Raw genomic sequence first — 13,815 nt, forward strand, 5'->3', positions numbered from 1 at the left:
GCTGGGGACGGCCTCACGGCGCCGGGGGTTTTGCCCGCGGGAACGCATAGAGCGGCAGGAACGGCCGAAGGGCCGGGCCGATCCAGACCTGGGGTTCCGAGGTCGGTTCGGCCCCGACCTCGACCTCCTTGCGCGCAACGCAGGTCTGCACCGCGGCGCCGAGGGCGATGAAGTCCCGGGCCTGCCGTGCGGACGACAGGAAGCAGTCGTCAAAGAACGGATACCGATCGCTTTCGCCGCAGCCGAACGAGGCCCGGTCGGGGCGAGCGGCGGTCAGGATCATGCGGTCGGGCTTCTTCAGCGCCGGAATGAACACGCCCGAGAAGCAGGCCGAGATAACCACAACGCTGGGGCGCGCGGGGCAGGCGTCCTCGATCATGGCCGCCAGCAACTGCGGTCCCAGGATGACGTCGCCCAGCAGGGCGCCCTCGGGGCCGCCGTGCGAGCTGATGTAGAACAGGCAGCCGGCCCGGGCGCTCAGGGCGCTCTGCTTGAGGCTGGCATGGATGGCGCGGGCGTCCGAAGGGCCCGGGGCGACGGCGGGGTAGCGGTGTGGCCGCGTGGAGAACTGCCGAACCGCGCCGGGATCAAAGCCCATATCGACCAGGGTGAGGGCCACGTCGCGGCGGGCGTTGTCGAAGGCCTCGGTGGGGCCGCCGGAATGGGCGCGCCAGTCGCCGGCCACGACCACGGCCGACCAGCGGGAGAACGGGGCCTCGGCCCGGGCGAACGACGTCAGGGTGAGCAGGAGGACGCCGACCAGGATGCCCGCCGCGCTCCGCATCGCCCGCCCCTATTTCTTGAACCGGGCGAACGGGGTCGGGATGGCCGTGCCGGAGGCCTTGGCCAGCAGCCGGCCCTCGCCGTCATAGAGCTCGCCCTCGGTGAAACAGACGGTCTTGCCCCATTTGACCACCCGCCCGACGCCGCGCAGGGCGCCCGGCATGGCGGGACGCAGGAAGCTGGTCTTCATCTCAAGCGTCGGCACCACATGGGTCATGCCCGAGCTGATCATGCCGGCCACCGACATGCACTCATCCAGCATGGCGCAGACATAGCCGCCCTGGATCTGGCCCATCGGGTTGCACAGCAGGTCGGCGCGGGCCTCGAAGCCGACCTCGACCTCGCGGTCGGCCTGACGCACGGCCAGCAGCCGGAAGCCCAGGGTGCGCGAGCCCGACGGCGCGTTCTTGGATGAGCGGAAGCGCTCGAGGATCGCCTCGTCGGTCAGAACCTGGGGTTCGTCCGCCGCAACGTCGCTCACGCGCTACTTCTTCCGGAACTGGTCGAGGGAGATGATCTTGGGCGTATCGTCGCCACCGCTCTCGGCGGGCGCTTCCGGCTCGGGCTCGACGGTGGGTTCCGGCGGAACCACCTCGGGGGCCTCGAACTGCAGGGCGAACTGCACCGACGGATCGTAGAAGCGGGTCACGGCCGCATAGGGCACCGACAGGCGCTTGGGCTGGCCGCCGAACTTCAGGGTGACCGAGAAGAAGGTCTCGCCCGGCGCCAGGTCCCAGTACTGGTGCTGCAGGATGATGGTCATCTCGTCGGGATACTTGCCCAGCAGGTCCTGCGGTCCAGAGACGCCGGCCGCCTGGGTCTTGAAGGTAATGTACAGATGATGCGGTTCGGGCAGGCCGCCAGGAGCCGCCGCCTTCTTGAGGGCCGCCTTCACGACGCCGCGCAGGGCGTCCTGGGCCATGGCCTCGTATTGCATAAGGTCTTCAGGCGGATTGGTGGGGGCCATGCGGTCCGTCAAGAAACTGGGGAACTGAACTGGGTTCCAGCCTAGCGCGTCGCGGCCTTTCGGCAAAGGTGCGGTAACCCTTCAGGAGGCCACAAATTTTAAGGATGGTTAAAAGGCCCCGTTCGAGGCGCGCCGCCACTTTTGGAAAGTGGAGGGATTCTGTTGGCAGGCTCCCCCATTCCTTCTCGAAGAGAGAGGAGGGAGCCTCGGCTACCACTTATGGAAAGTGGAGGGATTCTGTTGGCAGGCTCCCTCCGGGCCCCGCCTAAGGATCTGAACCCCTAGGACTTAAGGCGCGAATTCACTAGCACCGCATTACGCGGCGATAGCGAACTCTTCAGCGAAGTTATCGTTCGCAGTTAGTTTAGCGGCCCGATACGGTGAGCCACGCCGAGAGAAAGCATTACACCTTTACACGTCTGTCGATGCTGATCGGCCCCATGCAGTCCCGTGATAACTCGGGAGAGATTGGTGGAGCCGCCGGGAATCGCACCCGGGTCCAGTCCGCTTATTACGTGCGCGTTTATCCCCATAGTCCGGCCGAGACCGGACAAGTCCAATATAGGCCCTTAGTGCGCCGTATGGAAGGCGCGTTCCTCGATGGCGCCGATGCTGAGGCGTCCGTCGGCCAGGGTTCCGGTGACGACGGCGCCGGAATCCTCGAACAGTTTCAAGGTCTCACCCATCAGAAGATAGACCCCGGTGAACAGGTTGAAAGGCTTGGCGCGGGTCTCGACGAAGCGTCCGTCGGGGCGCAGCTCCAGGCTGATGCCGCCGTCGGGCGAGGTCCAGACGCCGGAAACGGGAACGTGGGGGACCATGGTGGAGATGATCATGGGGCAATCCTCCAGGATGAAGGGGCAGGGGCGGGCGAGGCAGGGGGAAGCATGGCTGTGGCGGCGGTCAGCGCGGCCGCGCCGCCCAGCAGGACGGCGACGAACCAGCGCGGAGCCGCCACGCCGCGTGGGGGCGTGTAGCGTCTCATCGTGGAGTCTGATTTTGGGAGTTGCCGCGTCGCGGAGCGGAACAAGGTCACTATGACGGAGGGGGGCGTGCAGTCTGTAGATCGATGCTCCGACTTGATTGCACGATCCTCCAGAACGCAGCGCCGTCGCGTGACGCAGGATCGTGCAAGGCCTATCAACAGGCTCAAGCAGACAACGGAAATTCCATGAGCACGCGCGAGGCGCTGGCCGCCCTGATTGAACGATTCACGCCGAACGAAGGTCCGCATGACACCTGCTGCGGCCCGCGTATCGGCCTCTACCGCGTGAGCCAGCCCAGCGAGCCAATGCACGCCGTGCACGAACCGGCCTTCTGCGTGCTGGCCCAGGGCCGCAAGCGGGTGCTGGTGGGCGACGTCGTGCACCACTACGACGACCGCAACTTCTTCCTGGCCTCGGTCGACGTGCCGGTGGTCGGACAGGTGGTCGAGGCTTCGCCCGAGGCCCCCTATCTCAGCTTCCGCATCACCCTGGACCCGAACATGATCAGCGAGATGATCATGGAGACCGGGATGGCGGCCCGGCTGGACGCCTCGGCGCCTCTGGTCGGCGGCATGTCGGCGGGCGCGATGACGCCAGAGCTGTTCGACGCGGTCTGCCGAATGGTCCGGCTGATGGAGGCGCCAGAGCACGCTCCGGTGCTGGCGCCGCTGATCGAGCGCGAAATCCTCTATCGCCTGCTGACCGGCGAGCATGGCGCGCGTCTGGCCCAGATCGCCCGCGCCGACGGCCGGCTGCGCCAGATCAACCGCGCGATCGGCTGGATCAAGCGCAACTTCGCCCAGCCCTTCAGCATCGAGGACGTGGCCGCCGAGGCCCGGATGAGCGCCTCGGCCCTGCACCAGCACTTCAAGGCGGTGACCGCGCTCTCTCCCCTGCAGTACCAGAAGCAACTTCGCCTGCAGGAGGCCCGGCGACTGATCCTGGTGCAGCGTCTCGACTGCGCCACGGCCGGTCACACGGTCGGCTATGACAGCCCTTCGCAGTTCAGCCGCGAATATGCCCGCCTGTTCGGGGCACCGCCGCTGAGGGACGCCGCCCGCCTGCGCGAGCAACCGGACCAGATGGTCGGCGCCTAGGGTCTGGGGGTTTCCAGAGCGGGCGCGACCGACGGATCCTCCGCCTCGTCATCTGAGGGCTGCGGCGCGGCCGGCGGCTGCGGGCGGGCGTTGGCGGCTGGTCTCAACTGGCCGCCCGAGGCGATCAACTGCTCATAGGCCGTCTGCTGGCGCGACACGTCGGCGCCGCGCGGGAACACCGCGTCGAAGCGGGCGTCGCGCCCGACCGTCGCGCCCAGGGCCAGGGTCAGGGCGCGGGCGATGGAGCCGACCTCGGCGTCGTCGCAGGCCCGCCGCAGATGCCGGGCCTGACCGGCGACCAGCAGGGTGATGTCCCAGGCCACGCCGTCCAGGCAGACCGCCGACACCGCGCCGCCGCCATAGTCGACGGTGACGTCGCGGGGCTGGCTCCAGATCGCATCGCCCATCAGGGCCTTCAGCGCGGGGATCTGTTCGGACGCCAGTTCGGCGTTGATGTCGACCCGGCGATCGATCTGCGGCGTGCAGCAGCCCAGTCCGGCGCGGGCCTGGACGAAGGCGCGGCCGTCGCGGCGTGTCGTGACGCGGATCACGGCCTGGCGCACGCCGCGCGAGGGGCGGGCCCAGACCTCCAGCACCATCTCGCCGCGCCGGACCAACTGGTTCTGCAGCGGCTGCAGGCCCCAGAGCCGATAGAGCAGGGGCTCGACGCCGTTGGCGATCGGTATGGGCTCTTCACGCCGACCGAGGCGGCGGCCATAGAGCGGATCGACCTCGGAGGACGGGCGAGCGGTGTCCGGCGACCACCAGACGACCGGATCGGGCGTCTGTGAGGGCAGGTTCGGATCGGGCGGCGACGGAGCCTGCTGGGCGGCGAGGGCCAGCCCCGCGATCAATCCAGCCAGGCTCATCGCCGACCTCCGTTACATGCCTTCGAAGCCCCGCTCGATGGAAAGCACCCCCGTGCGGGAAAGTTCCACCAGGCCCAGCGGACGCATCAGGTCCAGGAACTTGTCGATCTTGGACGGCGCGCCCGAGATTTCGAACACGAAGCTTTCGAGCGTGGTGTCCACCGGCTTGGCGCGGAAGATGTCGGCCACGCGCAGGGCCTCGACCCGGTCGGCGCCCGAGCCGCGCACCTTGACCAGGGCCAGCTCGCGCTCGACGCCGTTGGGGTCACGCGTCACGTCATGGACGCGGCGAACGCTGACCACCTTCTGGAGCTGGGCCTCGATCTGGTCCAGCACATGCCGTGTGCCGCGCGTCACCACGGTGATGCGGCTGGTGTGAGCCTTGTGGTCGGTCTCGGCGACCGTCAGGCTCTCGATATTGTAGCCACGCGCGGCGAACAGCCCGACCACGCGGTGCAGCACGCCCGGCTCGTTATCCACCAGCAGGGCGAAGGTCGCCGTCTGCTCGGCCTGGGCGGCGGTGGGCATGTCGTAGGCGGATCCGGAGGCGGCGGGAGCGTTGGGCATGGGATCGTTTCTAAGCAAAGAGGAGCCGAAGAGCGAGGGGCGGACTAAACCAGCCCCGCCCCAGCCTCGCCGATGACGTTGCCGATGTCCTCGACGTCGCCCATGATCATCTCGTTGTGGGCCTTGCCCGAGGGGATCATCGGCAGGCAGTTCTCGTGCTTCTCGACGCGGCAGTCGAAGACCACGACCTTGTCGCTGTTGATCATCTCCAGGATCTTGCCGTCCAGTTCGGCCGGGTCGGAGCAGCGGATGCCGACCGCGCCGTAAGCTTCGGCCAGTTTCACGAAGTCGGGCAGGCTGTCGGAATAGGAGTGGCTGTAGCGCTCGCCGTGCAGCAGCTGCTGCCACTGGCGGACCATGCCCATCCACTCGTTGTTGATGATGAAGATCTTGACCGGCAGGTCGAACTGGATCGCCGTCGACAGTTCCTGGATGCACATCTGGATCGAGGCTTCGCCGGCGATGTCGACGACGAGGGCGCCCGGATGGGCCATCTGCACGCCAAGGGCGGCCGGCAGGCCATAGCCCATGGTGCCCAGGCCGCCGGAGGTCATCCAGCGATTGGGCTCCTCGAAGCGATAGAACTGCGCGGCCCACATCTGATGCTGGCCGACCTCGGTGGTGATGTAGGTGTCGCGGCCCTTGGTCAGCTCGTACAGGCGCTCGATGGCGTACTGCGGCTTGATGGTGGTTTCCGAGGTCCGGTACTTCAGGCACTGGCGGGCGCGCCAGGTGTCGATCTGGGCCCACCAGTCGGTCAGGGCGGCCTTGTTGGGCTGGTGGCCGGCGGCTTTCCAGGCGGCGATCAGGTCTTCGAGCACGCTGGCGGCGTCGCCGATGATCGGCAGGTCGACGCGGACATTCTTGTTGATCGACGAGGCGTCGATATCGATGTGGATCTTCTTGCTGCCCGGCGAGAAGGCGTCCAGCCGGCCGGTAACGCGGTCATCGAAGCGGGCGCCGACGCAGATCATCACGTCGCAGTCGTGCATGGCGTTGTTGGCTTCGAACGTGCCGTGCATGCCCAGCATGCCCAGCCACGCCGGATCGGCGGCCGGGAAGGCGCCAAGGCCCATCAGGGTCGAGGTGACCGGCGCGCCGGTCAGGGCCTGAAACTCGCGCAGCAGCGCGCTGGCCTTCGGGCCGGCATTGATGACACCGCCGCCGGTATAGAAGATCGGCCGGCGGGCGCGGGCGATCATCGCCGCCGCCTCGGCGATACGGTTTGGCTCGCCCTTGGTCTTGGGGTTGTAGGCGTGGGTCGAGGCGACTTCGCTCGGGCCGTAATATTCGCCCTTGGCGAACTGGACGTCCTTGGGGATGTCGATCAGCACCGGGCCGGGGCGGCCCGTGGTGGCGATCTTGAAGGCCTCATGGATGATCCGGGGCAGGTCGCGGACGTCTTTGACCAGATAGTTGTGCTTGGTGCACGAGCGGGTCATGCCGACGGTGTCGGCTTCCTGGAAGGCGTCGGTGCCGATCAGGTGGGTGGGGACCTGGCCGGTGATGACGACCATCGGGATGGAGTCCATCAGGGCGTCCATGATGCCGGTGATGGCGTTGGTCGCGCCCGGGCCCGAGGTCACCAGGACCACGCCCGGCTTGCCCGAGCTGCGCGCATAGCCTTCGGCGGCGTGGGTCGCGCCCTGCTCGTGGCGGACCAGGATGTGCTGCAGGCGCGGCTCGTGGAACAGCGCATCATAGATCGGCAGGACCGCGCCGCCCGGATAGCCGAAGAGCACCTCCACGCCCTGGTCCACGAGGCCGCGAACCACGATCTCGGCGCCGGTCATGGCGCGATCGAAGGTGGTGTCGGTCGAGGCGGGGCTCTCGATGGTCTGGTGGGCGGTCATGGCGGTGGTCCGTAGGGAATGCGGGAAGGGCGAGGCAGAAAAGAAAAAAGGTCCCGAAGGACCTTTGCGCGCGCGACTGAACTACGACGTGACTTCGAGGTCACATCGCGGACAGCCGCTCCATAAGTACGATCATGGTTTTGCGCACGAGTCTTGCTCCAAAGCTACGGAAAGGGTGATGCCATGCGCGAAAGGGGGCGTCAAGGCGGGTTTGAAGGCATGGATGTGCCTTATTGTCCCAAGTCGGCGTCCAGCGTATTGAGCAGCAGCGTCAGGGCGGCGACCGCGAAGGCCTGCATGTTGGCGGGGCGGTCGTTGACGCCGGTTTCCAGAGTGGCGCTGACCGACACCTCCTCGCTGACCACGGCCGTGCAGGTGTGGCCGGGAAGGTCGCCGTAGCGGTTGCCGTCCGGCCCGGCGGCGCCAGTCTCCGACAGGCCCCAGGTCGCTTTCAGGTTCTTGCGCGCCACCCGGGCCAGCATCACGGCATAGGGCTCGCTGGCCGAGCGCAGGCCGTCCATGGCCTTTTGCGGAATGTCCATCAGGGTCAGCCGGGCCCGGGCCGTGTAGACGACCGCCCCGCCGACATAGAACTTCGACGCGCCCGGCACGGCCAGCAGGGCCGCCGAGATCAGGCCGCCCGAAGAGGACTCGGCGATGGCGAGGGTCTCGCCGCGCGCGATCAGGCGCTCTGCGACGCGTTCGGCGAGGGTGGAAAGGTCGGACATCATGGCTTCCTGGGTTGCTCCCACACCCATAGGCGCAAGGCGTGGCCGGGCAAATGGAGAAGACGTCCCCGCCAAGGCTGTCGCCAAGATTGAGCAAACGTGAAAACAATAGCCAAGGTTATCCTTGGAGGCTTCGTTGCTCGTTCAAGCGTCTGCTCCGCCGCCCGTCGTCGCGCCCGCGCCCGAGCCGCCCGTGGCCACGCGGCTGTCGACCATCTCACAGCGAGACCGGCCATTGACCCTCACCAAGGGCGGCCGCACCGAGACCGCGCTGGTCCGCCATCAGATATTCCTCCGCACCACGGCGCGACCGGGAGCCACGGCGATGGTCGAGGGCCAGGCGATCTCGGCGACGCCGTGTGTCTGGACGGTGGAGGTCTATCTGCAGCGCGAGATCTGCTTCTACTCGATGACAGGCCTGACCAGTTGCACGGACGGCGTCTCTCGGCCGCTCGCGGCGGGCGCCACCGGACAGAATGACTTTCCCGCCGATCAGGTGTGCGATGTTCAGGCCACGCCGGTCGAGCACGGCGAACGGCGAGTCATCGCCTCGATCGAGACCCTGTCGAAGGGCTTCTTCGAAGATGACTACCGGATCGTGGTCCGCCCAATGCTGGCGGCGTCGGGCGCGACGATTACGGAATCGTCGAAACCCGCTCCCAGTCGGGCGTCTGGTTCCTGAACCAGGTCAACTGGCGCTTGGCGTAGCGGCGGGTTTCCTGGCGGGCGGCGTCCAGAGCCTGATCCAGGGTGATCTCGCCGCGCAGGTGGGCGGCCAGTTCGCGGTAGCCCAGGGCCTTGAGCGCGGGGAGGGCAGGGCTGAGGCCGCGCGCTTCCATGGCCGCGACCTCCTCCAGCGCCCCGTTGTGCACCATCACCCCCAGCCGGGCGTCACAGCGGGCGTAGAGATCGGCGCGCGGCGGATCCAGCACCACGCCCTTCCAGCTGCCCGGCGCCAGGGAGGGACGGGTGTCGTTCTGCCAGGCGGTCAGGGAACGGCCGGTGGCGACGGCGACGGCGTGGGCGCGCAGCAGGCGCTGGCGGTCGCCGACCTCGATGCGGGCGGCGGCCTCGGGGTCCAGCTTGGCCAACTCATCGCGGAACAGGTGCTCGCCCTGGGCGGCGTAGAGCAGGCCGGAAATCTCGCGCTGGGTTTCCGATACGGCCGGCACGTCAGCCAGGCCATGGGTCAGGGCGCGGAAATAGAGGCCGGTGCCGCCGACCACGACGGCTGGCTTGCCCCGATGGTCGATGTCGCGCAGGGCGGCCATGGCCGCCTCCAGCCATTTCCCGACCGACCAGGTCTGGGCGGCGTCGACCGTGCCGAACAGGTGATGCGGGACGGCCGCCATCTCTTCCGGCGTGGGGCCGGCGGTCAGGACGCGCAGGTCGGCATAGATCTGCATGGAGTCGGCATTGACGATCTCGCCGCCGATTTCCTGGGCCAGACGCAGGGCGAAAGCCGACTTGCCGCTTGCCGTTGGACCGGCGATCAGCCAGATGCGATAGTCATGCGCAATGGGGTTATCCAGGGTTGCGTCGGTCACAGGGGAGCTCATGCGTCCGTCCTATCTCATCGCGGCAAGCCTTGCCGCATCCGTCGCCCTTTCGCCAGCGCTGGCCGCAGCCGGAGACGTTAACGCCCGCCCAGCGCAGGCGACCGTGCCGCCCTCGACCGCGACTGTCCCGCTCGGCGCGCCCCCGGCCCTGGCCCCGGCTCTGGGCGAAAAGGCCGGCTGCGGCGCCGTTCTGGTGATCCTGGGCAAGGTGGCGGACGGCTATCCCGAGCTGTTCGCCAAACAGGCCAACGGCAAGGGCATCCAGACCGTGCTCAGCGCCTTGGGCCTGAAGGGCAAGGCGATGATGGACGAGGCTTTCGCCGAGGCCGGCGCCCAGGGCCTGACGCCCAGCCAGACCTATGAGGCGGGCGTGTCGCAGGTGCTGACGCTGATCAAGCCCGAGGCCGGCGTCTCCGCCGACGAGGTCGGCCGCAAGGCCGGAATGGCGCTGATGCAGCGCTGCACCGGCATAGGTTAGGGCGGACTCGGGTTGACGGGCGCGGGCGCCTGGCTTAGCGCCGCGCCATGCTCGCCCTTACGCTCGTCGGCCCCGGCGCCGAAACCATCGCTCGCGCTCTTGGACTGGGTGATCCCGTCCAACTGGGCCATGACGCCTTTGACCTGATCGCGCCGGGAGAGGTCGCCGAGCTGCGCGCCCGCGTCGGCGAGCGGGTGGCCGGCCTGCCGATCGATTTCGCCGTCCAGCCGGCCGCGAACCGCCGTAAGCGCCTGCTGATCGCCGACATGGACTCGACCATCATCAATGTCGAATGCCTGGACGAACTGGCCGACTTCGCCGGCGTGAAGGCCCAGGTCTCCGAGATCACCGAACGGGCCATGCGCGGCGAGCTGGCCTTCGAGGGCGCTCTGCGCGAGCGGGTCGGCATGCTCACCGGCCTGTCGGTCGACGCCCTTCAGAGCTGTTACGATGATCGCGTGCGGCTCAATCCCGGGGCCGAAACCCTGGTCAGGACCATGGCGGCCCACGGCGCGCGCTGCGCCCTGGTCTCGGGCGGCTTCACCTTCTTCACCACCCGCGTGGCGCAGGCGGCGGGCTTCCACCTGAACCGCGCCAACACCCTGATCGAAGAAGGCGGCAAGCTGACCGGTCAGGTGGGCGATCCGATCCTGGGCAAGGAGGCCAAGCTGGCCGCCCTGATCGAGGAGACGGCCGCACTGGGTCTGACCTCCGCCGACGCGCTCGCGGTCGGCGACGGCGCCAACGACCTGGCGATGATCGAGGCCGCCGGCCTGGGTGTCGCCTATCGCGCCAAGCCCATCGTCGCGGCCCAGGCCCACGCCAAGGTCGATCACGCCGACCTCACCGCCTTGCTCTACTTCCAGGGCTACAAGACCTCGGAGTTTGTCGCATGAGCTTCCCGCGCCGCGTCGAGGCGGTGATCTTCGACATGGACGGCCTGCTGCTGGACACCGAGATCGTTTATCGCGCCGCGATGATCGAGGCGGGGTCGGTGTTCGGCGTCGCCTTCACCGGCGAGATCTATGCGGCCATGGTCGGCAAGACCAATCCCGAGAGCGCGATCCTGCTGCGCGAACTCTATGGCGAGGACTTTCCGATCCAGGCCTATTTCGAGCGCGTCTGGGCCGACGTTGAAGACCTGCTGGAGGCCGAGACGCGGCTGAAGGCCGGGGTGATCGAGATTCTCGACCATCTGGATGACCTGGGCCTGCCGTGCGCCATCGCCACGTCCAACGGCATGGTGTCGGTCGAGAAGTATCTGGGGCGCTTTGATCTGCTGAGCCGCTTCAACGCGGTGGTCGCCAACGCCGACGTCGTGCGCCACAAGCCGCATCCCGATCCCTATCTGGAAGCCGCCCGCCGTCTCGGTGTCGATCCCGCCCACTGCCTGGCGCTGGAGGACTCCCACCCCGGCGTCAGGGCCGCCCATGCGGCCGGCATGATGACGGTGATGGTGCCCGATATCCTCGATCCCAACGAGGAAATGCACGACAAGTGCGTCCACATCGCCGACAGCCTGCACGTAGTGCTGGACCTGCTGAAGGCCTCGACCTGAGCGAGCGGGTGAGGGGCTTCAGGCCTGTTTTAGCGCCTCGGTCTGGACCTGCTCCGGCAGCTCTATCGACCAGTCGCCGAGGAACGCGGTCAGCGCCTCAAGCGCCATCGGCCTGGCGATGTGATAGCCCTGCGCCAGGTCGCAGCCCATCAGTTGCAGCACGGCCAGGGCTTCGCGGGTCTCGACGCCCTCGGCGGTGACCTTCATGCCCAGGCTATGGGCCAGGTCGATGGTCGACTTGACCAGCAGGGCGTCCTTGCCGCCGGCCTGCAGCGACAGCACGAAGGCCTTGTCGATCTTCAGCTCGTCGGCGCGGATCTGTTTCAGATAGGCCAGGGACGACAGGCCCGAGCCGTAGTCGTCGATCGAGACCGGGATGCCGGCCGCCTCGAAACGCTCCAGTACGCCCAGCGCCACGTCGGGATTGCCGATCACGGCTGTCTCGGTGATCTCGAAACAGACGCGGGCGGCCTCGCGGGTGACCTGCTCGATGGCGCGATCGGCGAAGTCGGCGTCATCGATCAGGCGGCCGGAGATGTTGACCGACATCAGCACGTCGTGACCGGCTTCGCGCAGCGCCTTCTGGTCGGCGATGGCCTGGGTCAGGACGTAGTCCGTGAGAGCGCGGATGTGGCCGGTTTCCTCGGCCATGCCGACGAACAGGTCGGGACGCATGAAGCCGCGGGTCGGATGGCTCCAGCGCACCAGGGCCTCGACGCCGGTGATCTGGCCAGTGCGCAGGTCCAGCTTGGGCTGGTGGTTGAGGAACAGGGCGCCGGTGGCCACGCCGTCCAGCATCTCGCTCATCAGCGACAGGTTGCCGGCCGGGTCGCCATAGGCGACGGGGTCGAACACCATCACCTTGCGGTTGGCCGCGCGGCCCTGGTCCAGGGCGATCAGGGCGTGTTCGATCAGACGCGGCGCGTCCAGTCCGGTGGGGCCGGTCGCCGCCAGGCCATGGGTGAGGTGAACATCGACCGTCTCACCGCCGACGCGGATCGGTCTTTCCAGACGACCCACCGACATTTCGACCAGCGGCAACAGGGCCGCCAGATCGGTGACATTGGAAATCACGCACAGTGTCGAGGTCGTCAGGCGTCCCACCGTCAGCCCGTGGCTGATGCCCATGATCCGCTCGCCCAGATCGGTGATCAGCTGGGTCGCCAGCGAATAGCCGATGGCGCCGCGCACGAAGGTGAAGCGGTCCAGGCCTACGGCGCTGATGATCACCTGCTCACCCTCGGCCGCGTTGGCCAGGCGGGTCGTGATCTCGCGCTCGAGGGCGCGGCGATTGGGCAGACCGGTTTCCTCGTCGTGCAGGGCCTGATGGATCATCCGGGCCTCGCGGTCGCGGATCTCCGCGGCCATCAGGTTGAAGCTGCCGGCCAGGCGGCCGATCTCGTCGTGGGTCTGGACCTCGACATGCACATCCTCGCCGCGCTGCAGGCGGCGGGCGGCGTCGTCCAGGGCGGCGATGGGCCGGGCCAGGCCGCGTGACAGGGCCCAGCTGGCGGCGACCACCAGGGCCGCGCCGATCAGGCCGGCGACGATCACGGCGGCGAACAGGGGCCGATAGGGCGCCATGGCCTTGGCCATGGGATAGCGCAGGACGAGGGCCGCGGCGCCGTTCTGGCCCAGCGCCTTCAGCGGCTTGACCAGGATCAGGTCGTTCTGGCCGCCGGCCTTCAGCAGGCTGGGCTCGGCGATCCTGTCGCGCAGGGCTGTCTCGACATAGGCGCCGACCCGTTTGGCGTCGGAGCCCGCATCGTCGGTGATCCAGCCTTCGCCGCGCCGGTCAAAGACCTGGGCGTCCAGCTCGATGGCCGAGAGGCGCTCGAGGGCGCGCATTTCCCGGTCGTCCAGCCTGGCGGCGAAAACGATCCATCCGGTCAGGGTCGGGGCCAGGATCGGCGCTGAAATGACCTGATAGGGCGCGCCATCGACCACGAACACGCCCTGGGCGCCGTCGCCGGCGTCCAGCGCCGTCCACAGCTTCTCGACATCCAGCCTGGCGGGATCCAGGCCCACCACATCGCCATCGACCCCGACGATAAACGCCAGGTCCAGGCCCATACGCTGGCGAAGATTGGTGATGGCGGACTCGACGGTCGGAACATCATGGGTGGCCACGGCCGCCCGGAAACCGAAGTCGCGCGCCAGCAGGTCGGCGCCGTCGCGCAGGCGCTGGGTGCGCAGCGCCCAGACGCTGTCGAACACCGTGCCGCTGACCGCCAGTTCCTTGCGCACCGCCTGCTGGGCGTTGGCGGCGATCGCCAGATAGACCGTCACCGCGACAAGGCTCAGCGCCAGGGCGAACAGCCCGGCATAGAGCACTGTAAGCTTGGTCTGGAGGCGATTGAACACGGCCGT

At 68.0% G+C, this 13,815-nt stretch carries 15 protein-coding genes and 1 other RNA gene; 5 read left to right on the forward strand and 11 right to left on the reverse strand.

Annotated features, from left to right (window positions below):
- Positions 1 to 13: 13 nt before the first annotated feature.
- From ACW17V_RS06025 to ACW17V_RS06045, 5 genes are all read right to left on the reverse strand, one after another.
- Entirely contained in the window at positions 14 to 784 is a 771-nt protein-coding gene (locus ACW17V_RS06025) for a C13 family peptidase (protein ID WP_492107954.1), read from the reverse strand.
- Positions 785 to 793: 9 nt separating this feature from the next.
- Positions 794 to 1,264 (reverse strand): PaaI family thioesterase, encoded by a 471-nt coding sequence (locus ACW17V_RS06030; RefSeq protein WP_492107955.1) that lies wholly within the window; start codon positions 1,262 to 1,264, stop codon positions 794 to 796.
- Positions 1,265 to 1,267: 3 nt separating this feature from the next.
- Positions 1,268 to 1,750 (reverse strand): SspB family protein, encoded by a 483-nt coding sequence (locus ACW17V_RS06035; RefSeq protein WP_492107956.1) that lies wholly within the window; start codon positions 1,748 to 1,750, stop codon positions 1,268 to 1,270.
- A gap of 225 nt (positions 1,751 to 1,975) precedes the next feature.
- Positions 1,976 to 2,341, reverse strand: a transfer-messenger RNA (tmRNA) gene (ssrA, locus tag ACW17V_RS06040).
- On the reverse strand, positions 2,320 to 2,586 hold the full coding sequence (locus ACW17V_RS06045) for an Atu4866 domain-containing protein (RefSeq protein ID WP_492107957.1): 267 nt from the start codon (positions 2,584 to 2,586) through the stop codon (positions 2,320 to 2,322). The genes ssrA and ACW17V_RS06045 overlap by 22 nt, the downstream gene beginning before the upstream one ends.
- A gap of 335 nt (positions 2,587 to 2,921) precedes the next feature.
- Here ACW17V_RS06045 and ACW17V_RS06050 point away from each other — a divergent pair, with 335 nt between their 5' ends.
- A complete protein-coding gene (locus tag ACW17V_RS06050) occupies positions 2,922 to 3,833 on the forward strand; it encodes an AraC family transcriptional regulator (protein WP_492107958.1) in 912 nt (303 codons plus the stop codon).
- Here ACW17V_RS06050 and ACW17V_RS06055 read toward each other — a convergent pair.
- From ACW17V_RS06055 to ACW17V_RS06070, 4 genes are all read right to left on the reverse strand, one after another.
- Positions 3,830 to 4,702 carry a hypothetical protein gene (locus ACW17V_RS06055; RefSeq protein WP_492107959.1) on the reverse strand — a complete coding sequence of 291 codons (873 nt, stop codon included), beginning with the start codon at positions 4,700 to 4,702 and terminating at the stop codon, positions 3,830 to 3,832. The genes ACW17V_RS06050 and ACW17V_RS06055 overlap by 4 nt on opposite strands.
- A gap of 12 nt (positions 4,703 to 4,714) precedes the next feature.
- Positions 4,715 to 5,269 carry an acetolactate synthase small subunit gene (gene ilvN, locus ACW17V_RS06060; RefSeq protein ID WP_492107960.1) on the reverse strand — a complete coding sequence of 185 codons (555 nt, stop codon included), beginning with the start codon at positions 5,267 to 5,269 and terminating at the stop codon, positions 4,715 to 4,717.
- A gap of 44 nt (positions 5,270 to 5,313) precedes the next feature.
- Positions 5,314 to 7,122, reverse strand: coding sequence for an acetolactate synthase 3 large subunit (locus ACW17V_RS06065; protein ID WP_492107961.1), 1,809 nt, complete (start codon positions 7,120 to 7,122; stop codon positions 5,314 to 5,316).
- A gap of 230 nt (positions 7,123 to 7,352) precedes the next feature.
- Entirely contained in the window at positions 7,353 to 7,850 is a 498-nt protein-coding gene (locus ACW17V_RS06070; protein WP_492107962.1) for a CinA family protein, read from the reverse strand.
- Positions 7,851 to 8,085: 235 nt separating this feature from the next.
- Here ACW17V_RS06070 and ACW17V_RS06075 point away from each other — a divergent pair, with 235 nt between their 5' ends.
- Positions 8,086 to 8,532 carry a hypothetical protein gene (locus tag ACW17V_RS06075; protein WP_492107963.1) on the forward strand — a complete coding sequence of 149 codons (447 nt, stop codon included), beginning with the start codon at positions 8,086 to 8,088 and terminating at the stop codon, positions 8,530 to 8,532.
- On the opposite strand, the gene miaA is transcribed toward ACW17V_RS06075, so the two are convergent.
- Positions 8,486 to 9,409, reverse strand: a complete 924-nt coding sequence (gene miaA / locus ACW17V_RS06080; RefSeq protein ID WP_492107964.1) for a tRNA (adenosine(37)-N6)-dimethylallyltransferase MiaA — start codon at positions 9,407 to 9,409, stop codon at positions 8,486 to 8,488. The genes ACW17V_RS06075 and miaA overlap by 47 nt on opposite strands.
- A 103-nt stretch (positions 9,410 to 9,512) precedes the next feature.
- Here miaA and ACW17V_RS06085 point away from each other — a divergent pair, with 103 nt between their 5' ends.
- Genes ACW17V_RS06085 through ACW17V_RS06095 form a run of 3 tightly spaced genes read left to right on the forward strand, consistent with a single transcriptional unit; the run spans position 9,513 to position 11,445 of the window.
- Positions 9,513 to 9,887 carry a hypothetical protein gene (locus ACW17V_RS06085; RefSeq protein WP_492107965.1) on the forward strand — a complete coding sequence of 125 codons (375 nt, stop codon included), beginning with the start codon at positions 9,513 to 9,515 and terminating at the stop codon, positions 9,885 to 9,887.
- A 47-nt stretch (positions 9,888 to 9,934) separates the two neighbouring features.
- Complete coding sequence (serB, locus tag ACW17V_RS06090; protein ID WP_492107966.1) at positions 9,935 to 10,783, forward strand: phosphoserine phosphatase SerB; 849 nt, start codon at positions 9,935 to 9,937, stop codon at positions 10,781 to 10,783.
- Positions 10,780 to 11,445: an HAD family hydrolase gene (locus ACW17V_RS06095; RefSeq protein ID WP_492107967.1), complete on the forward strand. Its 666-nt coding sequence runs from the start codon at positions 10,780 to 10,782 to the stop codon at positions 11,443 to 11,445. The genes serB and ACW17V_RS06095 overlap by 4 nt, the downstream gene beginning before the upstream one ends.
- A gap of 18 nt (positions 11,446 to 11,463) precedes the next feature.
- Here the strand turns inward: ACW17V_RS06095 and ACW17V_RS06100 are convergent, their stop codons facing one another.
- Positions 11,464 to 13,809 (reverse strand): putative bifunctional diguanylate cyclase/phosphodiesterase, encoded by a 2,346-nt coding sequence (locus tag ACW17V_RS06100; RefSeq protein WP_492107968.1) that lies wholly within the window; start codon positions 13,807 to 13,809, stop codon positions 11,464 to 11,466.
- Positions 13,810 to 13,815 lie beyond the last annotated feature (6 nt).

Source organism: Caulobacter sp. FV2ye17ST, from assembly GCF_058680955.1.